Source organism: Streptomyces sp. NPDC058665, assembly GCF_042714995.1.
Classification (GTDB): domain Bacteria; phylum Actinomycetota; class Actinomycetes; order Streptomycetales; family Streptomycetaceae; genus Streptomyces.
The window spans coordinates 1-26,338 of sequence record NZ_JBHXRX010000047.1 but is presented as its reverse complement, the minus strand read 5'-3'; the positions used below and the strand labels follow the sequence as shown (position 1 = coordinate 26,338).

At 69.2% G+C, this 26,338-nt stretch carries 22 protein-coding genes and 3 pseudogenes; 11 read left to right on the top strand and 14 right to left on the bottom strand.

Annotated elements, in window-relative coordinates:
* Positions 1-77 precede the first annotated feature (77 nt).
* On the bottom strand, positions 78-1,070 hold the full coding sequence (gene dhaK, locus ACFWV8_RS26880; RefSeq protein WP_384208749.1) for a dihydroxyacetone kinase subunit DhaK: 993 nt from the start codon (positions 1,068-1,070) through the stop codon (positions 78-80).
* Between the two features lie 498 nt (positions 1,071-1,568).
* Complete coding sequence (locus tag ACFWV8_RS26875; protein WP_384208746.1) at positions 1,569-1,937, bottom strand: MerR family transcriptional regulator; 369 nt, start codon at positions 1,935-1,937, stop codon at positions 1,569-1,571.
* 55 nt (positions 1,938-1,992) lie between these two features.
* Here ACFWV8_RS26875 and ACFWV8_RS26870 point away from each other — a divergent pair, with 55 nt between their 5' ends.
* From ACFWV8_RS26870 to ACFWV8_RS26860, 3 genes and pseudogenes are all read left to right on the top strand, one after another.
* Complete coding sequence (locus ACFWV8_RS26870; protein ID WP_384208743.1) at positions 1,993-3,144, top strand: serine hydrolase domain-containing protein; 1,152 nt, start codon at positions 1,993-1,995, stop codon at positions 3,142-3,144.
* 52 nt (positions 3,145-3,196) lie between these two features.
* Positions 3,197-3,595: pseudogene (locus ACFWV8_RS26865) on the top strand (sulfurtransferase); the annotation flags it as partial.
* A gap of 265 nt (positions 3,596-3,860) precedes the next feature.
* Positions 3,861-4,133 carry a zinc ribbon domain-containing protein gene (locus tag ACFWV8_RS26860; protein WP_384208841.1) on the top strand — a complete coding sequence of 91 codons (273 nt, stop codon included), beginning with the start codon at positions 3,861-3,863 and terminating at the stop codon, positions 4,131-4,133.
* 123 nt (positions 4,134-4,256) lie between these two features.
* Here ACFWV8_RS26860 and ACFWV8_RS26855 read toward each other — a convergent pair.
* Positions 4,257-4,949 (bottom strand): annotated as a pseudogene (locus ACFWV8_RS26855) (IS5/IS1182 family transposase); the annotation flags it as partial.
* Between the two features lie 427 nt (positions 4,950-5,376).
* Entirely contained in the window at positions 5,377-6,234 is an 858-nt protein-coding gene (locus ACFWV8_RS26850; protein WP_384208838.1) for a helix-turn-helix transcriptional regulator, read from the bottom strand.
* A gap of 153 nt (positions 6,235-6,387) precedes the next feature.
* Here ACFWV8_RS26850 and ACFWV8_RS26845 point away from each other — a divergent pair, with 153 nt between their 5' ends.
* Positions 6,388-7,338, top strand: a complete 951-nt coding sequence (locus ACFWV8_RS26845) for an NAD(P)-dependent alcohol dehydrogenase (protein WP_384208740.1) — start codon at positions 6,388-6,390, stop codon at positions 7,336-7,338.
* 100 nt (positions 7,339-7,438) lie between these two features.
* Here ACFWV8_RS26845 and ACFWV8_RS26840 read toward each other — a convergent pair whose 3' ends face one another.
* On the bottom strand, positions 7,439-7,870 hold the full coding sequence (locus ACFWV8_RS26840; protein WP_384208835.1) for an AAA domain-containing protein: 432 nt from the start codon (positions 7,868-7,870) through the stop codon (positions 7,439-7,441).
* An 832-nt stretch (positions 7,871-8,702) separates the two neighbouring features.
* Here ACFWV8_RS26840 and ACFWV8_RS26835 point away from each other — a divergent pair.
* The 3 genes from ACFWV8_RS26835 (at position 8,703) to ACFWV8_RS26825 (ending at position 12,896) form a co-directional block, all read left to right on the top strand.
* Complete coding sequence (locus ACFWV8_RS26835) at positions 8,703-10,907, top strand: MMPL family transporter (protein ID WP_384208737.1); 2,205 nt, start codon at positions 8,703-8,705, stop codon at positions 10,905-10,907.
* Between the two features lie 94 nt (positions 10,908-11,001).
* Positions 11,002-12,237: a sensor histidine kinase gene (locus ACFWV8_RS26830; protein ID WP_384208734.1), complete on the top strand. Its 1,236-nt coding sequence runs from the start codon at positions 11,002-11,004 to the stop codon at positions 12,235-12,237.
* Complete coding sequence (locus ACFWV8_RS26825) at positions 12,234-12,896, top strand: response regulator (protein ID WP_384208732.1); 663 nt, start codon at positions 12,234-12,236, stop codon at positions 12,894-12,896. The genes ACFWV8_RS26830 and ACFWV8_RS26825 overlap by 4 nt, the downstream gene beginning before the upstream one ends.
* Before the next feature lie 238 nt (positions 12,897-13,134).
* Here the strand turns inward: ACFWV8_RS26825 and ACFWV8_RS26820 are convergent, their stop codons facing one another.
* From ACFWV8_RS26820 to ACFWV8_RS26785, 8 genes are all read right to left on the bottom strand, one after another.
* On the bottom strand, positions 13,135-13,329 hold the full coding sequence (locus tag ACFWV8_RS26820) for a hypothetical protein (protein ID WP_384208729.1): 195 nt from the start codon (positions 13,327-13,329) through the stop codon (positions 13,135-13,137).
* A gap of 135 nt (positions 13,330-13,464) precedes the next feature.
* Positions 13,465-14,694 (bottom strand): FAD-dependent monooxygenase, encoded by a 1,230-nt coding sequence (locus ACFWV8_RS26815; RefSeq protein WP_384208726.1) that lies wholly within the window; start codon positions 14,692-14,694, stop codon positions 13,465-13,467.
* Positions 14,695-14,747: 53 nt separating this feature from the next.
* The gene (locus ACFWV8_RS26810; protein ID WP_384208723.1) at positions 14,748-15,545 is read right to left on the bottom strand and encodes an alpha/beta fold hydrolase; all 798 of its coding nucleotides are present in this window, start codon (positions 15,543-15,545) and stop codon (positions 14,748-14,750) included.
* Positions 15,546-15,577: 32 nt separating this feature from the next.
* Positions 15,578-17,401 (bottom strand): dipeptide ABC transporter ATP-binding protein, encoded by a 1,824-nt coding sequence (locus ACFWV8_RS26805; RefSeq protein WP_384208721.1) that lies wholly within the window; start codon positions 17,399-17,401, stop codon positions 15,578-15,580.
* 5 nt (positions 17,402-17,406) lie between these two features.
* Positions 17,407-18,279, bottom strand: coding sequence for an ABC transporter permease (locus ACFWV8_RS26800; RefSeq protein ID WP_384208718.1), 873 nt, complete (start codon positions 18,277-18,279; stop codon positions 17,407-17,409).
* Positions 18,276-19,283, bottom strand: coding sequence for an ABC transporter permease (locus ACFWV8_RS26795; RefSeq protein ID WP_384208715.1), 1,008 nt, complete (start codon positions 19,281-19,283; stop codon positions 18,276-18,278). The genes ACFWV8_RS26800 and ACFWV8_RS26795 overlap by 4 nt, the downstream gene beginning before the upstream one ends.
* Positions 19,280-20,800: an ABC transporter substrate-binding protein gene (locus ACFWV8_RS26790; protein ID WP_384208711.1), complete on the bottom strand. Its 1,521-nt coding sequence runs from the start codon at positions 20,798-20,800 to the stop codon at positions 19,280-19,282. Before ACFWV8_RS26790 ends, ACFWV8_RS26795 begins: the two co-directional genes overlap by 4 nt.
* 217 nt (positions 20,801-21,017) lie before the next feature.
* Positions 21,018-22,844: a gamma-glutamyltransferase family protein gene (locus tag ACFWV8_RS26785; RefSeq protein WP_384208708.1), complete on the bottom strand. Its 1,827-nt coding sequence runs from the start codon at positions 22,842-22,844 to the stop codon at positions 21,018-21,020.
* Positions 22,845-22,950: 106 nt separating this feature from the next.
* On the opposite strand from ACFWV8_RS26785, the gene ACFWV8_RS26780 reads away from it, so the two are divergent.
* The 4 genes from ACFWV8_RS26780 (at position 22,951) to ACFWV8_RS26765 (ending at position 25,995) form a co-directional block, all read left to right on the top strand.
* Positions 22,951-23,388, top strand: a complete 438-nt coding sequence (locus tag ACFWV8_RS26780; RefSeq protein ID WP_384208705.1) for a hypothetical protein — start codon at positions 22,951-22,953, stop codon at positions 23,386-23,388.
* A gap of 115 nt (positions 23,389-23,503) precedes the next feature.
* Positions 23,504-24,892, top strand: coding sequence for an MFS transporter (locus ACFWV8_RS26775; RefSeq protein WP_384208702.1), 1,389 nt, complete (start codon positions 23,504-23,506; stop codon positions 24,890-24,892).
* Positions 24,893-25,020: 128 nt separating this feature from the next.
* Complete coding sequence (locus tag ACFWV8_RS26770) at positions 25,021-25,743, top strand: GntR family transcriptional regulator (RefSeq protein ID WP_384208696.1); 723 nt, start codon at positions 25,021-25,023, stop codon at positions 25,741-25,743.
* Between the two features lie 36 nt (positions 25,744-25,779).
* Entirely contained in the window at positions 25,780-25,995 is a 216-nt protein-coding gene (locus ACFWV8_RS26765; protein WP_384208693.1) for a hypothetical protein, read from the top strand.
* Here the strand turns inward: ACFWV8_RS26765 and ACFWV8_RS26760 are convergent.
* A pseudogene (locus tag ACFWV8_RS26760) lies at positions 25,897-26,211 on the bottom strand (LysR substrate-binding domain-containing protein); the annotation flags it as partial. The gene ACFWV8_RS26765 and the pseudogene ACFWV8_RS26760 sit on opposite strands and share 99 nt — an antisense overlap.
* Positions 26,212-26,338 lie beyond the last annotated feature (127 nt).

Below are 26,338 nucleotides of genomic sequence, written 5' to 3'. Positions count from 1 at the left end.
GAGCGTCGGGCGTACGTGTCGGATGTACCCGCCCGCCGGGTGAGGTCCGGGCCGGCGAAGATCCACCGGAGACGGACCTAACGGCCCCAGCGCAGTGCGGGCGTCCGCACAGGCGCGTCCCAGAGCCGCAGCAGATCCTCGTCGACCTGGCAGAGCGTCACCGAGCACCCGGCCATGTCGAGCGAGGTCACGTAGTTGCCGACGAGCGTACGGGCCACCGCGACGCCCCGCTCGGCCAGCACCCGCTGCACCTCGGCGTTGAAGCCGTACAGCTCCAGCAGCGGCGTCGCACCCATGCCGTTGATCAGCGCGATCACCGGACCGGACGGGCGCAGATCCTCCAGGACCGCGTCGACGGAGAAGTCCGCGATCTCACGCGACGTCATCATCGCGCGCCGCTCACGCCCCGGCTCGCCGTGGATACCGATGCCCAGCTCCAGCTCGCCTTCCGGCAGGTCGAAGGTTGGGCTGCCCTTGGACGGGGTGGTCACGGCACTGAGGGCGACACCGAAGCTGCGCGAGCTCTCGTTCACCTGCCGCCCGATCGCCTCGACCCGCTCCAGCGTCGCGCCCTCCTCGGCGGCGGCGCCGGCGATCTTCTCGACGAAGAGGGTGGCACCCGTACCGCGCCGGCCCGCGGTGAAGAGGCTGTCCGTCACGGCGACGTCGTCGTTGACCAGCACCTTGCCGACCCGGATGCCCTCGTCCTCGGCCAGCTCGGCGGCCATGTCGAAGTTGAGGACGTCCCCGGTGTAGTTCTTGACGATGAACAGCACACCCGCGCCACCGTCGACAGCGGCGGCGGCCCGCACCATCTGATCGGGCACGGGACTGGTGAAGACCTCACCCGGGCAGGCGGCGGAGAGCATCCCGGGCCCCACGAACCCGCCGTGCAGCGGCTCGTGCCCGGAACCACCGCCCGAGACGAGCCCCACCTTTCCCTCGACGGGGGCGTCACGGCGTACGATCACACGGTTGTCCACATCGACGGACAGCTCGGGATGCGCGGCGGCCATCCCCCGCAGTCCATCGGCGACCACGGTCTCCGGGACATTGATGAGCATTCTCAACGGATCCTCCTCGAACGATTACCACTCAGGCTTCTGAGCTGGGTTCTACCTGGTCAACCGAATGGGGCGGCAGGCTGCCGTCGGTCCGAATCCTTCCCCGTGCCCGGCGCACTCAGTATCGAAGAGGCAGGCGTGGTCGTGAAGCCTGGCGCGCGGTGATCACGTGGTCTGTAGGTGGTGGTTTTGTTCCTTGCGATTCGACGCAGGTTGATTCGCGGAGAAGCGCACGACGGCCGCGTTCGACTTCGCGGGGTGTGTGCTATGTGCGCTGTGGGCGTTCCGGGCGATATCTTGACGCTGAAATGACGCTCCCCGAGGCATCGGAAGCCGGAGAACGTCCGCCCCTATTTCAAGCCCTCGCCGGATGCCGTCGCCGAGGTGACCAGTCTGCTCGCGCCCGGCGGGGCAGGCGGTGACCTGGGGCGGTCAGCGGGAGTCCGCGACCAGAAGGTCGGCAGAACCATCTGGGCGTGATCACCGACAGAGAAACGTGGGTCATCAGTTCGCGCGCCCTCGGAGGTCGGTGAGGTAGTCGGCGATCGCGTCACGGTTGCGGGCCAGGATGCCGATGCGTTCGGTCAGCCTGTCACGTTCGCGTTCGAGTGCCGCCACCGTCTCCGATGTGACGCCTTCAAAGACGATCGGATCGCGCGGAGATTCCAGACAGGGCAGGATCCCGCGGATCGCGTGCGTCGACAGGCCGGCGTTCAGCAGTTCGCGGATCTGCTGGACGCGGCCCAGGGTCGCTTCGCTGTAGTCGCGGTAGTTGTTGGGCCCACGCGTCGAGGTGATCAAGCCCTTTGCCTCGTAGAACCGCACCTGTCGCGGAGAGGCACCTGCTTGGGCAGCCAGCTCGCCAATACGCATGTCAGCACACTACCGCTTGACCTTGACACCAGCGTCAAGGTTTGACGATGTCGACATGACCGAACTGAACGGAACCGTCAGCCCAACGTTCGAATCCGTCCGCTACGCCGTGGAGGACCAGCTGCGCAGCGGCGCCGAGGTGGGCCTGTCGCTCGTCGTCGATGTCGACGGCCAACAGGTGGTGGACCTGTGGGGCGGCCATCGCGATGCAGCACGCACGCTGCCCTGGCGACGCGACACGATCACCAACGTGTGGTCGATCACAAAGACCGTGGCAAGCCTTGCCGCCCTGCTGCTCGTCGACGCCGGCGAACTGGACGTCTACGCGCCGGTTGCCCGCTACTGGCCCGAGTTCGCCGCGAACGGCAAGCAGGATGTTGAGGTGCGGCATCTGCTGTCACACACCTCGGGCGTGTCCGGCCTGGATCACCCCGCGCGGCTTGAGGACCTGTACGACGTGCGCACGGCGGCCGCCCGGATGGCTTCTCAAAAGCCGTGGTGGGAGCCCGGCACGGCTTCCGGCTACCACGTCCTCAACTACGGCCATCTGACAGGCGAGTTGATCCACCGCCTGACCGGCCAGTCGCTGCGCGAATTCGTGCACCAGCACATCGTCCAGCCGAGCGGCGCCGACTTCCAGATCGGGCTGCGCGGCGCCGACGTCGAACGAGTCGCCGACGTCATCGCACCGACACTCGACTTCGATCTCTCGACACTCGATCACGACACCGTCGCCTACAGGACCTTCACCGGTCCCTCATTCGAAGCCGGCGCGGCCAACACCCCAGCCTGGCGCGCAGCCGACCTCGGCGCGGCCAACGGACACGGGAACGCTCTGGCGATCGCCGAGATTCTCGCTCCCATCACCCGTGCAGGAGCCTCGGCGCACGGTCAGCTCCTCAAGCCCGACACCGTCGGACTCATCTTCAATGAGCAGTCCAACGGTGCGGACCTCGTCAACGGACTGCATCTGCGATGGGGCATCGGATACGCGTTGCCCGACCGGCGCACCCTGTCCTGGATCCCTGACGGCCGCATCGCCTTCTGGGGCGGCTGGGGCGGCTCGATGGCGATCATGGACCTCGACCGGCGCATGACGATCAGCTATGTCATGAACAATATGGGCGCCGACATCCTCGGCTCACAGCGGGCCGCGGCCTACACCACCGCCATCTACCAGGCCCTCTGTGACGCCAACCTCTCCTGACCAGCCCACCGTCAGCGTTGCGAGCACGAACCACGGAGGAGAGGAAACACCCATGACCACATCAGAGCCTCCGGCACTACTCAGTGTCGAACAGCTTTCCGAGGCCCTGCACGACCCGCAGTTGCGGATCGTGGACGCCTCGACGTCGTTGGTACTCGACGAATCGACCCGCAGATACATGGCCACTCCCATGCGCGAGGCCTACGAGGAAGCCCATATCCCCGGCGCCGTCTTCGCTGACGTTCCGGGCGCGCTGTCGGCTCCGGACGCGACATTCGACTACACGCTTCCCACCGGTGAGTATTTCGCCGAGCAGGCCGGCCGCCTCGGCATCGACAACTCCTCGCGTGTGGTGGTCTACGACTCGGGCGGTGCCTGGGCAACACGCGTGTGGTGGCTGTTTCGCGTATTCGGCCACGACAACGTCTCCGTACTCGACGGGGGAAAGCGCGCTTGGACAACAGCAGGGCTGACCGTCGAGTCAGGGCCACTATTCCCCGACCCCGGCCGCTTCATCGCTCATTTCCGCCCCGCGCCGGCTGCGGGCACGGAGGAGGTCGCCACCCGCGATCAGGAAGCCATGTGTCTGGTCAACGCACTGGACCCTGCGACCTTCCGCGCAGAAACGCGGCCTGAACCGGGCGATCCTCGACAAGGGACGGCACCGTCTCGAACTCGCCCTCGCCAACGCCGCCCGGTACACGGGCACGGCGCTGGTGAAGGTCAACCCGGCGTACACGTCGCAGCGGTGCTGCGCCTGCGGCTTTGCCACCGAAGGAAACCGAGAGAGCCAATCGGTCTTCGTGTGCAAAGCCGCAGACTGCGGACACCGCGCCCATGCGGACGTGAACGCCGCCATCGACATCCGAAACGCGGCAGGACATGCCGTGTCAGCCTGTCGAGACCTAGGCAACAGCCGGTCCTTGAAGCAGGAACCCGTAAGCCGGGCGACCGGCCGAACTCCTGAGAAGGGAATCCTCGCCCTTTAGGGCGGGGAGGAAGTCAAAGGGAGAATCGCGGACCGCGTGTTGGCGCACGCGCACGCACAGAGGCCGGTCCGGTGACACACCGACGCTGTTGGTCAATTCCGGTCCGGTTGCCTCGCCCCGTCGTCATGCGACGGGGCGAAGTGCGGCCAGGGGGCTGGTCCGGGTGCGGGCTCGGGGTCTGTCGGTGAGCCAGGCGCCGATGCGGATGAGGTTGACTGCTGCGCCGGTGAGCTGATGCTGGAGCCCGGATCACGGGAAGCTGTTCTTCCGAACGGCTCTGGGCCCATTGGGTGCTGGTGGCCCCGTTCGGGCAGGTCACATGCTGGTTGTCCGAGTCGATGGCGAAGGCACCCTGTCTGTATATGTGCCCTCGCCACGGGCCTGGGAGACGGTCACAGGCCTCAGCGGACCGTGCAGGGCCATGCCGTGGTCGCTGCGAGCGGCGGCCAGGGCGCTGGAGCTGGCATAGCCGGTATCGACCCAGTGCTCGTCGGGCAACAGGCCGCATTCGGCGAGGCCGGTGTGGACGACGGCGGCCATACGGTCGTCGGAGACGGTGGTGGTCACGTTGGTGACCAGGTGCACGGCATCGGGCTCGCACGTCTCGGTGAGATGAACCTTGTAGCCGTGCCACATCGTGTCGCGTTTGACACTGCCACGAGCCTCGATGTCGTCGGGGGTGACCAGGCGCTTCGCGCCCGGCGGGCGGTCTTTTGGGTCCCGCCGTTCCACCTCGTCCTCCACCAGGTGGAAGTGCTGGACCCACACCTGCCGCAGAATGTCGATTTCCGGCAGGTCCCGAAGTGCTGGTGGCGCGTCGTCCGCCCGCCGGGCGGGCCGGGCGGGACTTTGCGGGCACGACCTAGCGGGTCCGGCGGCTACCGATTGTCGCCGAACCCGCCGAACCCGCCGAGCCCGTACAGCCACGCCCCGACCCGCCGCCGGGCCAGGGGGGCCGGGGCGCCATCGTGGGTGAGGGATCCGCCACGGGGCCAGGCCGTTTCGTTTCGATCATCGGGCGGACCATATAAAGGTGCCTGAGAGGTGGAGTCCGGTGATCTACGGCATCGTCCGCGAGGGAGCACGGCGGATGCCGGCCGCCGCGCTGGAGGCGGATCTGAGGCTCCTCCTCCAGCAGGGCATCGATGTTCGCGAACAGCGGGGAGATGCGTTCAGGCGGTTTCTGGCAACACGTAGCAGTGGGCGACATCGTGACGCTCGGAGGTACGGGCCTGGCGTCGGGTCATGAGCGTGATTGCGGCCCGGGGGACAACAGGCCGGCGAGCAGTTGCAGTCGTTCGGCGTCGGGGCTGTTTTCGGCGGCGGTGCAGACGATGAGTACGGGGCCGGGGTTGCCCGGTATCGGGTAGGCGTCCCAGTCCAGTCGGAGTTCGCCGACCAGGGGATGGTTGATGCGCATCTGGCCGCGGACGGGTTCTTCTACATCGTGGCGGGCCCACAGCGCCGCGAACTCGTCGCTTTGAACAGCGAGTTCACCCACGAGCTCCACGGCGCGCGGGTTCCCGGGATCGGCGGCGACCTGTGTCCGCAGCATCCCGATCAGCTCGGCGACGGTGGCTGCCCGTTCCGGGCATACCTGGTCGGCCTCGGGGTGCAGGAACAGCGACAGCAGATTGCGCTGCGACTGCGCCTGGTCGGTGAACTCGCCCAGCAGGGCGCCGGCGAGCGGGCTCCAGGCCAGCACGTCCAGGAAACGGCCGACGACCAAAGCGGGCGATGTCATGGTGCGCAGCAGTCGAAGCGTCGTGTCCGGCACCTCCTCCGGCACGTACGCACGCGGGCTGCGGACCGGGGTACGCGCGGTCGCAGCGAGGCTGTGCAGGTGCCGGGACTCCTCGGCGGAGAAGTTCAGGGCGCGCGCGAGGGCGTCCAGGACCTGTTCGGAGGGCCTGACGTCGCGTCCTTGCTCCATGCGCTGGTAGTAGTCCGAACTCACCCCGGCCAGCAGGGCCAACTCCTCCCGGCGCAGCCCGGCGACGCGACGCCTGGGACCCGGTTCCAGGCCGACGTCCTGTGGGCGCAGGCGGGTTCGGCGAGCGCGCAGGAACTCAGCGAGTTCCCGTCGGGGATCGCCGCTCATGGGGAAGGGGGTGTCGGTCACGGTGTCAGTATGCCGTGGGTACGGATGGCGAGGGTGGGTCTGGCGGACCCGGGACAAGCGGAACGAGCGTCATGTCGCCTGGAGGATCCAGTATCGGATCAACCACACAGCAGGTCACGGAAGGACAGCGACATGAAGGCCGTTCAGATCACGAGCTATGGTGCGGCAGACGTACTGCGGGTCAATGACGTCGAGCGTCCCGCTCCCGGTGCGGGTGAAGTCCTGGTGTCGGTCGAGGCATCCAGTGTCAACGGGCACGATGTGATCGTCCGTGCCGGGGAGTTGAAAATGGTGTCGGGACGTAGGTTCCCGATCGGCACGGGGCTGGACTTCGCGGGCACCGTCGCTGCGACGGGCGTCGGTGTCGAGGGCTACCAGGTCGGGGAACGGGTGTGGGGCATGGTGCATCCCCGTCAGCGGCACATCGCGGCGGGGGCGGCCGAATTCGTGGCGGTGCCCGCGGACCGCATCGCTCACGCCCCTGAAGGCATTTCGCCGGTCGAAGCGGCATCCCTGGTCGTCGCGGGTGCCACAGCGCTGATCGCGTTGCGCGACAGCGTGAGCCTCGCGGGCGGAGAACGGGTCCTGGTCCGGGGCGCGGCCGGCGGGGTCGGCACCGCCGCCGTGCAACTGGCCCACACCCTGGGCGGTCACGTGACCGCGCTGGCCCGCGACCGCCACGCTGAACTGCTCACCGGCCTCGGCGCTGACGAGGTCTTCGATTACGGCTCCACCACCTCGGACCAGATCGGCTCCTTCGACGTCATCGTCGACACCGTCGGTACGGAACTCAACTGCTACCGAAGCCGGTTGGCCAAGGGCGGCCGGATGGTCACCGTCGGACTCTCCGCGTCGGCCCTGACCGCGATCGCCGTGTCGAGCGTGCACGGCTCCCGCCGTATCCGGACCTTCAGCGCCAACCCTGACACGGCCCTGCTGCGTGGCGTAGCCGGCCATGTCACGTCGGGTGCGCTGCGCCCGGTGGTTGACCGTGTGTACCCGCTCGCGGACATCGCCGCGGCGCACCAGGCGTTCGAACGCGGCGGAGTTGTGGGCAAGCAGGTGGTGGCGGTGTCCGCCTAGCGCTCCTGAGGAGCGCTCATTTCCGTGCGGCCAACAGAATCCTGGCAACGCGAGGCGGCTGGGACCGGCCGGGCCCGGTTTTCGCACGTGCGCCGGCTACTCACCGCCCTGGATGACCTTCACGCCGCGGTCCGGCCACTTCTGGAAGCAGAAATTCGCGAGGTTCGCCCCGACTGCACCGCCGCTGTTCTGCGGTCCTTCCGCGAGAAGCCGGAACCGCACGGGCCGGGCGCCTCGTCCCGCTCGCGGCGAGGCGGCGGATCTCAGCACGTAGTTCGGCGGGGTCACTGGCGGCCACCTGGTCGGTGAGCGCGTTGATGGTGAGCTCCAGCTCGCCCTCGCCCTCATGGCGAGTGGAGCTGAGCAGCAGGACGCACAAGTCCCTTACCGGTTGGGGAAGTTCGTCCCGTAACACAGTGAGCGGCTGGTCGCGGGCGCTGGTGACGAGTACCCGCTGGCCCTGTGCGAGCAGTGCCGAGACAAGGTTGGCGATTGTGTGGGTTTTGCCAGTCCCCGGCGGGCCCTGGACCACCACACCGGTGTCGTCCTTCAGGCGCCCCAGCACGCTGCGCGCCGAGCGTTCGTCTTGCCCGGGAAGAGGGGATCGTCACCGAAGAGCGGTGCCTTCTGGGCCCCGTGCCAGGCGGACGGTCCACGCGCGCTGCGCTGAGGCCCATGGGCCGAGTGGTCGCCCGCTCCTGCCACTGCGCGAGCTGCTCCAGCGCCTCGGGCCCCAGCGGGATCCGTCCCTCGCGCCGTGATCTCCTCCGAGAGAGCGGCCCCGCGCCCGCGTACCCATCCATCATCGCTGTCCAGGAAGTCCTGGTCTTCGAGACGCAGGGCGCTCTCCGGCGACAGCCACACAGTAAGCCGCGCCGTGCGGCGATCCACCGATGTCTCTACCCGATGGGTGAACAGATGGCGGTGCACTACGTCACCGTCCGGGGCGGCCCAGGTCGAAAGCCCTGTGCCCAGGACGAGTTCCGTCTGGTCGTCCTCCCGGGGCAGCTTCTGGTGCCACGCGTACAACCGGTCGTAGAGCTCGCGGAGGGAGCGTTCCCCCGCCGGCCTGTGCACGGGCTCCGGCAGCCTGGCCGGCCACAGGCGTTCACGGCTGCGGTCGTCACGCTGTCGCTGGTGGCTGCTGTGGACCATGTCGCGCAGGAAGTTGACCAGCCCTGCTGTTTGCCCGATCCGGATCAGGGCTTGGGTGGAGGCGGTTCTCCTGCCTGGGGTGGGGGTGCGGGGGTGTGGCTCGTGCGATTTCAGCAGGGTGAAGTGGGAGCAGGCGCACGATGCCTGGAGGAGGGGCGGCCAGCCAGTCTGGGGTTCTACCCAAGAAGAGATGTGGAGATCCCGAACTCGTGGCTACTTTCCTCTACCGCCTGGGCCGTACGGCCTTCCGGCGTCGCTGGTCCGTCCTCCTCGTGTGGGTGGCCCTCCTCCTCGCCGTCGGTGCCGGTGCCGCCACGGCGCCCGCCGCCGAGGAGGACGGCTCCTTCATGTCGGGGATCGAGGCGCAGAGTGCCTTCGATCTGATGGAGCAGCGCTTCCCCGGATCGAACTCCGAGGGGGTCGACGCCCGGATCGTGTTCGTGGCTCCCGACGGACAGAAGATCACAGCGGCCGACCACCGAGTGGTCATCGACGAACTCGTGGCCGAGGTCGGCGGGGGTGCGCAGGTCGACCGGGTGGTGAGTCCCTTCCGGGCGAACGCGGTGAGCGAGGACGCCTCGACCGCGTACGCGACCGTCAGCTACAAGGTGAAGGCGGCCGACCTCACCGACACCACCAAGAACACGCTGGAGAACGCGATCGACGTCGCGCAGAAGCGGGGCATGACGGTCGAGGTGGGCGGACCCGCTCTCGCGACCGAGCCGGCCGTGGGTGTCATGGCGGAAGCCGTGGGTGTCGCTCTCGCGGCCGTCGTCCTGCTGGTCACGTTCGGATCGCTGGCAGCGGCCGGTCTGCCGTTGCTCACCGCGGTGATCGGTGTCGGCATCAGTATGGCCTCGATCCTCGCTCTGGCCAGCACCTTCGGGCTGTCCCTCACGACCGGCACGCTGGCCTCCATGCTGGGGCTCGCGGTCGGTATCGACTACGCGCTGTTCGTCGTCTCGCGCTACCGCGAGGAACGGGCCAAGGGGCGCACGCCACAGGAGGCGGCCGGGCTCGCGGCGGGAACCGCCGGTTCGGCGGTCCTCTTCGCCGGGCTCACGGTCGTCATCGCGCTCGCCGGACTCACGGTGGTCGGAGTGCCCATGCTGACCAAGATGGGCCTCGCCGCAGCCGGAGCCGTCGTGATCGCCGTACTCGTCGCGCTGACGCTGGTCCCGGCGCTGCTCGGCTTCTGGCCGGACGCGGTCCTCTCACGCAAGACCCGTAAGGCACGTGCGAGAAGCGGCATTCCGACAGAGAACGGCGGTACCCGCTGGGCCCGCTTCGTACTGCGCCGCCCGGTCGCGGTCCTGCTGATCGGCGTCGCCGCCCTCGGGGCTTTCGCCCTGCCGGCGACGGATCTGCGGATGGGCATGCCCGGCGAGGAGTCCAAGTCGGTCTCCACCACCGAACGCCGTGCCTACGACGCGCTCGCCGACGGCTTCGGCGCCGGCTTCAACGGTCCGCTGACCGTCGTGGTGGACGCCGAGGGCGCCCACGACCCGAAGACCGCGGTCGCCACGATCACCAAGGAGGTCGGCGCAATCGAAGGAGTCGTCTCCGTCTCGCCCGCCCGGTTCAACCCCACGGGCGACACCGCGATCTTCTCGGCCGTGCCGGCCGGCGGCCCGAACGAGGAGACGACGACGGATCTCGTCCACACCATCCGGGGCGAACGCTCCGGGGTCGAGGCGGCCAGCGGCGCGACGTTCGAGGTGACCGGCAGTACGGCGATGAGCATCGATATCGCCCAGGCGCTTCAGGACGCGTTGATTCCGTACCTCTCCGTCATCGTCGGGCTGGCCTTCGTCCTGCTGCTCGTCGTCTTCCGCTCCGTACTCGTCCCCGTGAAGGCGGCCGTCGGGTTCCTGCTCTCCGTCCTGGCCGCTCTCGGCTCCGTCGTGGCGGTCTTCCAGTGGGGCTGGGGCGCCGAACTGCTCGGTGTCGAGCAGGCCGGACCGATCATGAGCCTCATGCCGATCTTTCTGGTGGGCATCGTCTTCGGTCTCGCCATGGACTACGAGGTCTTCCTCGTGTCCCGCATGCGGGAGGCTTACGTGCACGGGGACCGGCCGGCCGAGGCGGTCGTCACCGGATTCCGCCACAGCGCGCGGGTCGTCGTCGCCGCCGCGCTCATCATGATCGCTGTGTTCTCCGCCTTCATCGCCTCCGCCGAGCCGATGATCAAGACCATCGGATTCGGTCTCGCCGTCGCCGTACTCTTCGACGCCTTCGTGGTCCGCATGGCACTCGTGCCGGCGGTGCTCGCGCTGCTCGGCCACCGGGCCTGGTGGCTGCCGCGTCGGCTTGACAAGGTGCTGCCCAACGTCGATGTGGAAGGCTCGGCACTCCAGTCGCCGCCACCCACGGTGCGGCGACTGGACGAGACCATGGAGCCAGTACGTATGTGACCGACCCCGACCCCGACCCCGACCCGGCATCCGGCGGACAGGCCCCAGGCCTGTCCGCCGGATCGCACCGCAGGACAGACCGGAAGTGAGACCGATGAACCCTGAATCATGGGGCCGCGGGGGCCCGCCTTCCCGTCGGGTGGACATCATGGTGGTCCTGGGGCTGTTGGTGGTCTCCATCGGCGCAAGCGTGTACAAAGGGCTTGTCCTCGACAAGCAGATCGGGATCTGGCCGGCGGTGCTGCTGTCGGTGGTCGGCTGTGCCGCCCTCTTCTGGCGCCGGAGCCTGCCCCGTACCGTCGTGGCCGTCACCGCGCTGTGTGCTGTGGTCGCGAGCTCGCTGGGATATCTGCTCACGCCCCTGCTGCAGGGCTCGCTCATCGCGGCCCTGTACTCGCTGGGCCTGCTCACCGACCGCAGGAACACCCGCGACTGCACCCTCCTTACCGTGGCGCTTCTGGTCGCCACCGGTCTCTTCGCCGACCCGGGCCAGCACGATCTGCTGCTCATGACGGTCAATCCCATCGCCTGGCTGCTCCTGCCCGCCGTCCTGGGCAATGCCGTACAGGTGCGCCGCGCCTACTTCGCCGCCGTGCACGCGCGCGCGGACCACGCCGAACACACCCGCGAAGAAGAGGCCCGCCACCGGGTCGCCCAAGAACGCATGCGTATCGCCCGCGAGCTGCATGACGTGGTCGCGCATCATCTGGCCCTGGCCAACGCCCAGGCCGGTACCGCCGCGCACTTGGTGCGCGCGCATTCGGACCAGGCGGGCTCGATGCTCGACAGTCTGCGGGAGACCACCGCGTCGGCACTGCGCGAGATGAAAGCGACCGTGGGGCTCCTTCGCCAGGACAACGAGTCCGAGTCGCTGGGACCCGCCCCCGGACTCGCTCAACTCGGTGAATTGACGGCGGCGTTCGCCACCGCGGGTCTCGTTGTCCGGACCGATGTCGAGGGCGAGCCCCGGCACCTGCCGGCCGGGGTGGACCTGAGCGCGTACCGGATCGTGCAGGAGGCCCTGACCAACGTCACCAAACACGCCACCACCGCGACGGCGCACGTCCGCCTCGCCTACTCCCCGGACCATGTGACGCTGACGATCAGCAACGACGGAGCCATCGGCGCGGACGCACCCGCCTCCGGACATGGCTTCGGACTCGTCGGCATGCGGGAACGTGCCCACTCCGCCGGCGGGACCCTGCACGCCGGCCCCCGCCCGGCAGGCGGCTTCGAAGTCACCTGCGCCCTGCCCCTGCCGCTGCCCCTGCCCTCGCCGCCCCCGTTCCCGTCCCCCCAGCAGCCGTCAGAAGGAAGCCGACCCACATGACCACCGTCCTGCTCGCCGACGACCAGGCGCTCCTGCGAGCCACGTTCCGCATCCTCATCGACACCACCGAGGACATGACCGTCGTCGGTGAGGCCGCCGACGGAAGCGAGGCGGTGGACCTCACCCGCGCCCACCATCCCGACGTGGTCCTGATGGACATCCGGATGCCCGGGACCGACGGCCTGGCCGCGACCGCGGCCATCTGCGCCGACCCCGAACTGACGGACACCCGCGTCCTCATCCTCACCACCTTCGAGAACGACCAGTACGTCGCCGAGGCCATCCGCGCGGGCGCGAGCGGCTTTCTGGGCAAGGACGTCAGCACCGACGTGCTCCTCACCGGCATACGTACAGTGGCCGGGGGCGAATCCCTGCTCTCACCCCTCGCGACCCGCGCACTCATCACGCGCTTCCTGGCCGCGCCCGACCCCGAGAAGCGGCTCGCGTCCCCCGAGCGTCTCAGCGATCTCACCCCCCGCGAACGCGAGGTGATGGCCCTGGCCGCGCACGGTATGTCCAACACCGACATCGCCGAGGAACTCTTCATCAGCCCCCTGACCATCCGCAGCCACATCCAGCGCGCCATGACGAAGCTCGACGCCCGCGACCGCGCACAACTCGTCGTGATCGCCTACCAGAGCGGCCTCGTACAAGCCTGACCGCCGCTGTGCGAGCACGACGGCGCCCGGTCGGTATCCGGCGGGCGCGGGCCAGCGGCGTTCGACGCGGTTCGAGTCCGGTCCGGCGGTGAACTCGTCGGGGAGCGTCTCGTCGTCTTAGACCTTGGCGCGGTTCGATGCCCCGGCGCAGGCGGTGGGCGGCCGGGAACCACCCTGTCCACCGGTCGCGCGGTGAAGCCGAGCGCGCTGAGCCGGACCGCGAGGTGATCCGCTGTGGTCACGGCTCGTCCGTGGTGTCGGACCTGACAGCGGCGTACAGGACCGGGCGCTCGCTGGTCTGTGCAACTGTCCCGTTCCCGGTCAGCTTGGTCAGCGCGTTGGCGACGGCGCCGCTGAACCGGCCGAGGCCCTTGCCGATGGCGACCGGGCCGAATTCGGTTCCCGAGTGAGCGAGTAGGTGCTCGGAGGCCATCTCACGCGAGGGGCCTCGGCCGGTGAACACCCGGTTGAGGCCCAGGTACCCGACCTGCGTCGATGATCCCCGTCGAGAACGTCAGCGCGAGCATGAACCCGACGAGGCGTTCGTCCGGCGTCGGCGCCACCCGGCTCAACCGGTGGCGCGGTCGGCGGCGCCCGCGACCTCCGGCAGGGTGATCGCGTTGGAGGCCTCGCGAGTCGCCGCCCCCAGGTCGCCGCCGCCGGGCCTGCGGCTGGACAGCCCCCGCAACACCTCGTTGCGCCGGAGCAGGGCCTCCTCGGTGGCCGGCAGCACCGTCAGCGATCCGCTCAGCGCCAGGTCCTGGGACTTCACCATGAAGGCCCGGCAGGAGCGGTCGTACTCGGCGAAGGCCGCGGTGTGGTCGGCGTTGTTCGCCAGGGCCGTGGCCAGGCAGTACGAGCCGATCAGCGCCATGCTCGTGCCCTGGCCGGACAGGAACGCCGGTGCGAAACACGAGTCGCCGACAAGCGCCACCCGGTCCTTGCTCCACTCGTCCATCCGGATCTGCCCGACGCTGTCGAAGTAGAGGTCGTCGGTGGACCGCATGGCCGCCACGATCTCGGGGATCCGCCAGCCCTCGTTCCGGTACGCGCGGGCCACGAGGTCGCATTGCCCGTCGAAGTCGGTCTCCCGCAGGGCGTCGGGGTCGTCCTGCCGGAAGGCGAGGAACGCCTGCCCGGGCCCGCCGGGCGTCGTCCGGCCGAACGCCGCTGTCAGCCCGGGGACGTTGTACATCGTGGACCGCTGGGGCTCCGCCCCGAACTCGTCGACGGTGAAGATCGCCACGGTGTAGCCGAGGTAGCGGCTGAACCGGCTCTCCTCGCCGAACACCAGCCGGCGGGTGTTCGAGTGGATGCCATCGGCCCCGACGACGATGTCGAAGGTGCGCGGAGCTCCTCGCGTGAACGTCACGTCGACCCCGCTGTCGTGCGTGTCGAGGGTGGCGATCGAGTCGTTGAAGACGTACTCCACGTCGTCGCGGGTGTGGGCGTACAGGACGGTGGTGACCTCGCCCCGGGCGATCTCGAGGTCCTCGGGGTTGACCTGGCTCACGTAGTCCACGGTGTTGATCGACGCGATCTCGCGACCGTCCTTGTCGACGAAGGTGATGTTCTGCGGCGGGGTTCGCACGGCCTGGAGCTCGTCGTAGATCCCCATGCGCTTGACGACGTCGACTGCGGCTCCGCGGATGTCGATGTTGTACCCGCCGCCCCGCACGGCCGGCGAGCGCTCCACCACCGTGACGTCGAAGCCGTAGCGGTGCAGCCAGAACGCCAGCGCCGGGCCGGCGATGCTGGCGCCCGAGATCAGGGCTGTTCGAGGTGCTGTGTGGTTCATCGTCTGCTCCGTGAGATGGTCGAGGTGGCGATCGGCGGTCGGTGGTCGGTGGGTCATCGGCCGGCGGGCCGTCCGTGCACGAACTCTCGAACGACCCCCGCCACCAGCTGCGGGAATTCGGTGGCTATCCCATGGCGTCCGCCGTCGATCAGCTCCAGGCGCGAGTCCGGGATCCGCCGGGCCATCTCCTGGGCCGCCTCGACGCGGATCAGGGGATCGTCGGTGCCGTGGATCAGCAGGGTCGGCACGCTGAGGCCGGCCAGCGCGTCGAGGACGTCGTGCGTGGAGACGGCCGCCGTGCGCCGGGCGTTCTGCTCGGGCGTCCGGGGAGTCAGGACGCTTCGGGCGCGGTCGAGCAGGCCCGGGTCGTCGGCCTGGCCGCGGGGCGTGATGAGCATGTCGACCATGAACCCGCGCCGTTCCTCCGGATCGAGCTGGAGCAGGGTCGCCATCCCCGGCCCGCCGAAGTCGGCGTTCGGCGGGCAGGCGGCCAGCGAGAGGCTGGTGAACCGCTCCGGATGACCCAGTGCCGCGTGCATGGCGACGATGCCGCCGTACGACGTGCCGAAGAGGTGCGCACGCTCGTATCCGAGGGCGCCGACCAGGTCGGCCAGGTCCGTGCCCAGGTCGTCGATCGTGTACGGGTCGCCGGGGTTGACCGTGTCGCCGGTGTCGCGCTGGTCGTAGGAGATGGCGCGGATGCCGGCTCCCAGGAACGGTCGCAGGGCGGTGAACTGGGTGCGGTCGCTCTCGCCGCCGTGCACCAGTATCAGCGGCTCGCCTGTGCCCGACTCGGTGTACGCGACCTGCATCGCGCCGACGACCACTCTCTGGGGTGTCTGAACTGTCATGGCTGACCTCTCTGTCGCTCTGCTGGTGTGTGTCATCGGCGGGTCATCGACTCGACGTGCGGGATCGAGGCGATGAGCCGCTGTGTGTAGGGGTGCTGGGGGTCGTCGAGGAGCTTCTCGGTGGCGGCGTGCTCGACGATCGCGCCGTCCTTGAGCACGTAGACGCGGTCGGTGACCTGCCGCACGACCGCGAGGTCGTGGGTGATGAACACGTACGCGAGGCCGAGGTCGGCCTGCAATTCCCTCAGCAGGTTGAGGATGTGCGCCTGGACGGACACGTCGAGCGCGGACACCACCTCGTCGCACACGACCACCTGGGGGTCGCGCGCCAGCGCTCGGGCGATCGCGACGCGTTGCCGTTCGCCGCCTGACAGCTGCGCCGGCATGCGGCCGGCGTAGTCGGCTGCCAGGCCCACGCGTTCGAGCAGCTCGTCGATACGGCGCGGGACGTCCGCCTTGTCGGTCAGCCGGAGACCGTCGCGCAGGGCCGAGCCGACCGAGCGCTGGGGGTTCAGCGTCGAGTAGGGGTCCTGGAACGCCATCTGGACCGTGGACCGGACCGTGTTCCAGCCGGCCTTGGAGACCCGCGCGGCGGCGAGGTCGACACCGGCCACGCGGATCGCGCCGGACGTGGGCCGGGTGAGCCCCACCATCATGCGCGCCAGCGTGGTCTTCCCGGAGCCGGATTCACCGACCAGCCCGACGCTCTCGCCCCGGAAGACGTCCACGTCCGCGCCCACGACGGCGACCTTGTCGCCGTAGCTGCGCCGGGCGCCCCGGGTGCTGATGATCGGCGCCGATCCGTCGTCGGTACGCGCAGGCGTGACGACCGCCCGCCGGTCCCGGCGCAGGGCCGCGACCAGGTCCGGTGCGATCTCGCCGGCGCGGATGCACCGCACGGCATGACCGGAGCCGGCGGCCTCCAGGGGCGGGTGCGCGGCCGCGCACTCCGGCGCGGCCCACTGACATCGCGGGGCGAACCGGCAGCCCGGCGGCCACGAGCCCGGCGCTGGGACGGAGCCCGGGATGTTCGCCAGGCTCGCCAGGCGGCGGTCGATCGGGGGGTCGGCCTGGATCAGGTTGGCGGTGTAGGGATGTCGCGGAGCCGCGACCAGGTCGTCGGGCCGGCCGGTCTCGATGATCTCGCCGGCGTACATGACGTACACGCGGTCGCAGACCGAGAATGCGACGCGCAGGTCATGGGTGATCAGGATGAGGCCCAGCCCGTGCGTGTCGCGGAGTCTGCTGAGCAGCTCCAGGATCTCCTTCTGCGTGGTGACATCGAGCGCGGTCGTGGGCTCGTCGGCGATGAGGACCCGAGGGTTCTCGGCGATGGCCGCAGCGATCGCGACGCGCTGGCGCATGCCGCCCGACAGCTCGAACGGATACCGGTCGGCGACGGCCGGGTCGGCGATGCCCACCTCGGCCAGGCGGGCCCGCGCCTGCTCCTTCCTCGCCTGTGACGAGAGGCGCCTCCCGTTCTCGCCGCGCAGCTTGGCCGTGATCTGCTCGCCACAACGGCTGATGGGGTTCAGCATCGTGAAGGGGTCCTGCATCACGAACGCCAGCTCGCCGCCGCGCATCCGCTGCGCCTCCCGGCGGCTCAGGCCGACCAGGAGCTCGCCGTTGAGCTCGACCGCGCCTTTCGCGTCCAGCCCCTGCGGCAGCAGGTCGAGTATGGCCCGTGCCGTGATGGACTTGCCGCTGCCGGACTCTCCGACGATTGCGATGGACTCGCCGGCACCGACCTGGACGCTCACGTCGTCGGTGATCGACACCGGCCGGCCGGCTCGATGGCCGACGACGCTCAGGCCCGTGGACCGGATGGCCGGGACCGCCGGAGTCGTGCTCCGCACTCTGTTCATCGTGACCGACCCGCCTTCTCGTACTTCGTGTAGAGCCAGTCCCCGATCAGGTTGGCGGAGACCGCGAGGGCGACAAGGGACAGTCCTGGTCCGGCCGCCGCCCAGACGTTCGACGAGAGCGCGGACCGGTTCTCGGCCAGCATCAGACCCCAGTCGGGAGAGCCGGGCGCGACTCCGAGTCCGAGGAACGACAGCGACGACAGCTCGACGATCGCGAAGGTGACCTGGAGGAAGAACGAGGTCACGATGAGCGGGCTGATGGCCGGCACCAGCTGCGTCAGGAGGATCCTGGGGGTCGAGATCCCGGACATCTTGGCGGCTTCGATGTACGGGAGGTTCACCCGTTCGAGGACCGCGGCGCGCAGGAGGCGGATGTTGCTCGGCAGGCCGAATACCGTCAGCACCGCGATCGACAGGGCGAAGCCTCCGCCGACGACACCTACGATGACGATCGCGACGGTCAGCGACGGGATCGAGTAGAGGACGTCGTTGACGCGTCCGATGACCGCGTCGACCCGTCCGCCGGCGTATCCGGCCAGCACCGCGAGGGCGGTGCTGATCAGCACGGCTCCCGCCGCGATGGCAAGCGGCGCGAGGACCGCGGTCCGGGCGCCCGCGATGATCCTTGAGGCGATGTCGCGGCCGAGCTGGTCGGTGCCGAGGAGGTGGTCGAGGCTCGGTCCCTGGAACGACTTCGCCGGATCGATGAACGCTGGATCGTGCGGCGCGACGAACGGGGCGATTACGCAGATCACCGCGAGGGCCATGAACACGATCGAGATGCCCACCGTGACCGGGAGCTTGAGTCGTCCAGCCGAACGGCGCCACGGGGAGACCCGTCCGCCGGTCAACACATTGGCGTTGGTCATGAGGGAGTCTCCAGACCTTTGCGCAGCCGGGGATCGATGACGAAGCACAGGATGTCGACGACGAGGTTGATGACCACGACCATCACGGCGACCACGAGCGTCACGCCCTGCACGATCGGGATGTCGCGCATCGTGATGCCGGTGATCAGCAGGGTGCCGATGCCCTGCAGGCCGTACACCTGCTCCACGACGACCAGTCCGCCCGTCATGGCGACGAGGACCGCACCGGCCAGGGTGATCATCTGGACGCCGGAGTTCTTCAGCACGATCGTCCGGATGATGTAGCGCGACGAGAGCCCTCTGGACCGGGCGAACGTCACCTGGTCCTCTTCGAGGACCTGCCCGAACCGGATCCGGGCGAAGCGGGTGGTGGAGGCCATCAGCACGATGGTCGTCGTGAGCACGGGCAGGATCAGGTGGGTGACGGTGTCCAGTCCGCCTTCTCCGGCGCCCAGGGTGGGCAGCCAGCCGAGCTCCACACCGAAGACGTACGACAGCAGGACGCCGGTCGCGAAGACCGGTGAGCTCGCGCCGACGACGGTGAATCCGATGACGGCCCGGTCGGCACGGCTGCCCTGGCGGCGCGCCGTGTAGAGACCGAGCATCCCGCCGATGACGGTCGACAGCACCCACGTGGCGAGGAGCAGCGGGAGCGTCACCCCCGCCGCCGTCGCGATCGAGGTCGAGACGGGCTCGCGGCGCGTGTACGACGTGCCGAGGTCGCCCTGCAGCAGGGACGTCAGGAAGCTGACGTACTGCTGCCACAGAGGGTCGTTGAGGTTGTTGGCCTCGCGGATCGCCTCCAGGAGCTCGGGAGTGGCCTCCCGCCCTCCGATCGCCTGCTCCGGCCCGCCCGGAGCCGCGTGGATGAAGGCGAAGATCAGGATCGTGACGACGAACAGCACGGCCACGGCCGCAGCCAGCCGTTGCAGGATCATCCGCGCCAGCGGTGGGATCACCCACCGCCGGGGCGCGAGCGCCGGGCTCATGAGGTCTTGGCTCATGACGTGAGGTTCTCGGTCCAGCGGGTCATGTACCAGAAGGTGTCGAAGTCCTCCAGCGCCATGCCGTCCCGGAAGAAGGCGTAGACCTTCGGGGTGAGCAGCGGCACCATCGGCAGGTCGGTGGCGGCGGTGGACAGCGCCTCCATCAGCACCGGGACCCGGGTCGGGTCCTCGATGTCGAGCTTCTGGTAGTCGCTGAGCAGCGCCGCGACCTCGGAGTTGTCGTATCGTGCCGCGTTGCCGAACAGGCCGGGGGTGAGGACGTTCTTCGGGATGTTGAGCGGATCGGGCGTGCCGCCGTTCCACGAGTCGACCGACAGTCCGTCCGCGGTGTGCTTGAAGTAGACGGCGTCACCGTGACCCTGCTGGTCGAGCGCCTTGACCTTCACCTTCACGCCGATCTCAGCGAGGTCCTGTCCCATGGTCTGGGCGATGAGCGACTGGCTCGGATCGCCCTGGTCGACCGGGATCTGGACGGCGAAACCGTCCGGCCGGCTCGACTGCGCCAGCTCGGCGCGAGCGGCGTCGAGGTCGAACGCCAGGTCGGACTCCAGCGCCGCGTAGGCCTGCTTTACCTCGGCGGGATCACCGGCTGCGGCCATGATCGGCTCGGGGACCAGCGTCGAGGCGAGCATGGCCCGGCCGCCGAAGACGCCGTCGACCAGTGCCGGCCGGTTGATCGCGTGCATGATGGCCCGGCGCACGTGGACGTCGTCGAACGGGGGCTTCTCGGTGTCGAAGTTCACCCGGTAGATGGCCAGGTCCGGGGCTTCCTGCCCGGTGAACCCGTCGAGGTCCTCGAACGACCCGATCTGGCTCAGCGGCGGGTTCACGACCCCGTCGAACTCCCCGGTCTGGAGCGCGACCACGCGCGCCGCGTCGTCCTTGGCCACCTCCATCGTGATGCTGCTGAAGCGCGGCGGGTCGCCTCGGTAGTCCTCGTTGGCGACGAGGGTGGTCTTGGACTGGGGGGCGAACCGGTCGAACACATACGGGCCGGTGCCGATCTGCGGCACGTCGGGGGTGCCGACGGTGTCTCCGTGCTTCTCGTAATACGCCTTGCTGACGATGCCGACCTTGGCGATCGTGTAGCGGAACTGCGGGTCCGGTGCCGCCAGGGTGATCACGATCTTGTCGGTGCCGCGGGTCTCGATGCTGTCGACCTGCGACCACGCGGCCGCGGTGTACGACGTGGAGTCGTCGGCGCTGTGCAGCTCGTACGAGAACTTGACGTCGTCGACGGTGAGCGGGCTGCCGTCGGAGAACGTCACGCCCTTCCGGAGCGTGTACTCGTAGACCGTGCGCGACGGGTTGGTCGCCGAGCTGGCGAGGTTGGGAACCACTGAGCCATCACTCTGGTAGGTCATCAGCGGCTCGTTGACCAGTAGCTGGGCGGCCAGCATCTGCGAGGCTGTTTGACGGGTGTCCCACGACGCGGGCGCCGACGGGACGATGATCTTCAGCTCGTCGTCGGCCGCGCCACTCGTGCCCGAGGACGAGCACGCTGCGGCAAGCACAGAGACGAGCGTGACCACGAGGACGACACCTGGTCGCCAGGTGGTCCTGCTCCTTGACGTAATCATCATTCGGTTCCTTCGGGGACTGACCAGCTACGCCGGTTTCGGGCCTGGGTCAAAAGCAATGCGGGGAGTATTGCATCCAATTTCAAGGAACGGAACAGACGAAACAAACTGTTTCCATGGGGTGCCGCGCGACCCCGGGCGACCGGTCCGCTCACCGGCCGACGCTGTACCCCTGGGCGCCACGAGGGTTCGCCGCAGCGGTCAGCAGCCCGGTCGACGGTTCCCGGCTGACCGAAGAAAGGCGCCCGAGGGACCACTCGCCGGCGCGCGTCACGACATGCCCGCGACGGACCAGGGCTTCGATCAGGTCGTCGCCAAGCCGGTCCTCGACCACGGCGCCCGCGGGCGTCCAGGTGCGTGGCCAGAAGCTGCTGGGGAAGCTCGTCGTATGGAACGCCGGAGCCTCGATCGCCTGCTGTGGACTCAGGCCGCCCACCAGCGTGTTGACCAGGTAGACGGCCTGCCACTGGTCCTGCTGGTCACCGCCCGGCGTGCCCAGGGCGCTCACGACGGCGCCGTCGCGCACCAGCATCGTGGGGGTCAGCGTCGTCCGCGGCCGGTGTCCGGCGCGCAGCGCTGACGGACTGCCCTCGTCCAGCCAGCACATCTGCAGCCGGGTGCCGAGCGCGAACCCCAGGCCGGGGACGGCCGGCGAGGACTGCAGCCAGCCGCCCGAAGCGGTCGCGGACACCGCGTTGCCCCACCGGTCGATGATGTCCAGATGGCAGGTGTCGCCCGGCAGTGAACCCGAGACGGAGACAGTCGGCTCGCCCACGCCGGCCGGCCCTGCCGCCGTCTCGTCCGCCGTCGCGAACGAAACGAGCACCGGCTCGTCCTGGCCTGCCAGACGGCCCGGCCGGACTCGGTCCGACGCCGTCGGCCCGATCAGCGACCGGCGCTCCTTCGCGTACTCGGCCGAGAGCAGATCGTCCAGGTCGTGCACCGACAGCCCCTCGCCGTAATAGGCCTCGCGGTCGGCCATCGCCAGCTTGAGGGCTTCGATCACGTGGTGGACCCCGGTATCGGTCGTGAGATCCAGCTCGGCATCGTCGTATCCGTCGAGAATGGCCAGCGTCTGGAGCAGCACCGGCCCCTGCGACCACGGACCCGCCTTGAGCACCTGCGTGCCCCGGAACGAACCGACGACCGGGTCCTCGTAAGTGGCCCGGAAGCCGGCCATGTCATCCAGGGTGAGGACTCCACGGTGCACTGTTCCCGACGAGTGCAGGTGCGGCGTCGACCGGACGAAGCCGGCGATCGTCTCGGCCACGAACCCCGATCGCCAGATCGCGCGGGCGGCATCGATGCGGTCGGCGCGGCTCGCCCTCTCGCCGGCCCGGCTCGACGACTCCGCCACGAGCCGGGCGAGTGTGGCCGCGTAATCCGCGTTGCGGACGACGGCACCGGCCTCCGGAGCGGCCCCGTCCGTCAGCCAGAGCGCTGCCGACGAGGGCCAGCTCTCCCGGAACAACGGTGCCACGGCCGCGATCGTCTCTGCCGCACGTTCGATGATCTGGTGCCCGGAACCGGCGTAGTGAACGGCGTACTCGAGGAGATCGGCCAGGTCCCACGTGCCGTGGTCTCGCAGCATCAGCAGCCACGCGTCGACGGCGCCGGGGACCGCTGCCGCGAGTGCGCCCGCCCCCGGCACCCCGTCCAGGCCCTCGGCGGCGAAGTGATCGATCGAGGCTCCCTTCGGCGCCGGCCCCTGACCCACCAGGACCCGCGGCGGCGAGCCGACGGGAGCGATCAGCGCGACGAGGTCGCCACCCGGCCCGTTGAGGTGGGGCTCGACCACGTGGAGCACGAACGCCGCGGCGAACGCCGCGTCGAAGGCGTTGCCGCCGCGTTCGAGAACCGCCTGCGCGGACGACGAGGCGAGCCAGTGGGTGGAGGCGCACATGCCGAAGGAACCCGTCAGGTCCGGACGGGCTTGGAAGGCCTGGCTGGCACTACTGGTCACGTCTTGTCCCCTCATCAAGTCTGCATCTATACTGATGCAGATTGGATGCAATAATAGGCGCGTCCGATACTCATCGCGCAAGCCCGGCACCGGCCGGCCTCACACCTCCAGAGAGGGACACATGACCGCGACCCCAGACCGGCACTCGGTCTCCGGATTTCCCACCACACCTGGCGACGAGCTGGTCTTCGAGAACGACCGCGTGCGGGTCTGGGCCATGAACCTCGAGGCCGGTGGCATGTTCGACTTCCACGAGCACCAGCACGACCACCTGATCCTGTGGCCGAACGCGGGCCGTGCGGAGGCCCAGGAGCACGGCCAGGACGACTGGCCCATCTCCCAGCACGCGGAGCGGGGGTTCGTGTTCTTCAAGACTGTTGGACGCGGCGGGCCCCTTCCCCCGCACCGCATCCGGAACCTTGAGGACCACCCGGTGACGCACTACATCATCGAGCTGATCGGCGAGGAGTCCCCGTCAGAGGGACGCAAGTCGGAGACCAATGGACGGGGTACGACGACCCGGCCGCACACGGTGTCCGCCTCCGGCACCGACGACTGAGCATGCGGGCCCTCGCCGAGCGCCGTCACGTGCCGACACGGACCGGACCCGCGAGTCGGCGCCCGTGAGGAGAGCACGGAGCACCCGTCATCGCACCACCCTCGCGGTTCTCACGGTGTCCGTCACGAGCTTCGCGCTGCTCCAGTCGCTGGTGACGCCCGTCCTGTCAGAGCTGCGGACCGAGCTTGGCACCGACCAGCGGACCGTCACCTGGGTCATGACCGCCTACCTGCTGTCGGCTTCGATCTGCACTCCCCTCATCGGCCGCATCGGCGACCGGGTCGGCAAGCGGCGCATGCTGGTCGGCGCGCTCGCCGGACTCTCCGTCGGGTCGCTCGTGGCGGGCCTGGCCGGCAGCATCGAGGTCATGATCGCCGGCCGGGTGATCCAGGGCGTCGGCGGCGGGGTGCTGCCGCTGGCGTTCGGGATCGTCCGCGACGAGCTGCCGGCGAGACGGGCTCCGGGTGCCATTGGCCTGCTGGCCTCACTCGGCGCCGTCGGTGGCGGCATCGGCATCGTCCTGGCCGGCCCGATCGTGAACGTCCTGGGCCACCACTGGCTCTTCTGGCTCCCTGCGGCTGTCACGGGCGTCACCGCGGCGCTCGCCCACATGATCGTCCCCGACTCGCCCGGCCGGCGAGCCGGCACGATCAGCCTGGCACCCGCGCTCCTGCTGTCGGGCTGGCTGGCCAGCCTGCTGATCGCCGTGAGCCAGGGGAACACCTGGGGCTGGGCGTCCGCACCGACTCTGGGGCTGCTGCTCGGCGCCGTCGTGCTCGGTGCGGCATGGATCACCGTCGAACGGCGCTCGTCGTCGGCGCTCATCGACCCGGCCATGATGCGGCTGACCGCGGTGTGGACGACCAACGCGGTCAGCCTCCTCGTCGGGTTCGGGATGTATGCGGCGTACGCCTTCCTTCCCCAGTTCGCCCAGACCCCCCATGCCACCGGATACGGGCTCGGAGCCTCGATCACCGAGTCCGGGATCATGCTGCTGCCGATGGCCGTCACGATGTTTTCCGCCGGGCTGCTCTCGGGCACGCTCGTCAGGTCGACCGAGCCCAGGACCGTCGTGGTGGTGGGCTGCCTCATCTCCGCGACGGCCACCGCGGCGCTCGCCCTCGCCCACGACGAGAAGTGGATGCACTACGTCGCGAACGCGGTCATGGGGGTGGGCACGGGTCTCGTGCTGGCCTGCCTGTCCAACCTCGTCGTCGCGGCGGTGCCCCAGGAGCAGACCGGCGCGGCCAGCGGCGTCAACGCCAATGTCCGCACGATCGGCGGATCCCTCGGCACCGCCGTGATGGCCGGTATCGTGACCGCCAGCCCGCGCGCGGACGGACTGCCGCGGGAGGCCGGCTACGCGAACGGGCTCCTCGCGCTCGCGGCCTCGCTCGTCGCCGCGGCGTTCCTGGCGCTGCTGATCCCGCGCGCGGCCCGAGGCGGGCGTGGTCGCGACCGGCATCACGACAAGGCCGAGCATGCCTTGGAGGGCGCGCCCTGACGGCGACCTCCCGTGACCAGCAGGTCGCATCTCATTTGGCCAGAACCAGATGCAATAGGGGGCACCGTTCGCGGTGCCGTATTGGTATCGTTGTGTGCTGGAAGCCGCCGTCCCTCCGAGGAAACGTCATGACTGTTTTGCCCACGAACCTCGCTGCGAACCAGGGGGCCGAACCGATCAGTGACCACATCGTCGCGGTGCTGCAGCGACGAATCCTCGCCGGCGAGATCCCGATCGGCGCCTGGCTGCGGCACGGCGCCCTGGCCGAGGAGTTCGGCGTCAGTCGCACCCCGGTGCGGGAGGCCCTGAGGATCCTCCACTCACAAGGCGTCGTCACCATCGACCCGCACCGCGGCGCTCGCGTCAACGGGCACTCGGGCAAGGACATCCGCGAGATCGGCGCCGTCCGTGCCGAGCTGGAAGGCTATGCGGCCGAGCTGGCGACCGAACGGATCAACGACGCGCAGCTCAAGCGCATGCTCGACGCCTGGAAGGGCTTCGGCGAAGCCATACAGCAACTGGGCGCGAGCGAAGGAGACCAACGTACCCAGGCGCAGCGCTGGGCCGATTCCAACCACGAGTTCCACTCGGTGATCGTCGAGGCGTCGTGCAACCGACAGCTCGCCCTCACCATCGCCGAGCTCAGGCGGCGCCTTCCGCACAACCTCTCCTACGGCGCCTACGCCAACAACTCCCGCCTCCTGCTCAGGAACCTCCAGCAGCACGAGGGCGTGGCCGCGGCCATCGTCGACCACAACCCGCGGCTGGCCCGCAAGCGGATGACCGCGCATCTGCGGGCCTCCAACGAGGCCACCGCGCGATGGGTCGAGAGCAACAAGACCCGGAACTGAGCGACGGACAGGGTGGGTTCCTGGTGACGCTTCCCCTTGTACACACGCGCCGAACTCGGCGTGGACGCCCACGGCAGGGTCGGTCTGCCGGGCTTCGGCGACCAGTGCGTCCTGTACGAGTTGGGCGGCCCGGCGGGCGGCGCGTTCGGGACGAGACAGCGCTTCCAGGCATCGGCCGGCCCGCAGCCCGGTCAACGGCACCAGGGCGAACCGGCCAGCCGCTCGTTCCCGCGAACTGTACCGGGGCAGTAGGGCGATTCCGCGCTCCTGCGCCACCAGTTTCTCGATCAGAGGCAGGTGCGTTGAACAGACAATGATCTTGGGAGGGCGCCCGGTTTGCGTGCCGACTGCAGTGAGGATGCGGCCCAGTGAAAACCGCTTCGGGTACCCGATCCATGGCTCATCGATCACCTCATCGGCGCGTACCGAGTCGCGGTCGGCGAGCCGGTGACCGAGCGGGAGGGCCACGTCGACTGGCTCGCGGAGCAGGTGTAGCACCTCTAGGTCCTGTCCGGTGGATCTTCGCGGGCCCGGAACGCCTGGCACGGCACCTCGCCGCGTTGCCGAAGTGCCCACAGGAAACCACCCTGCGGGC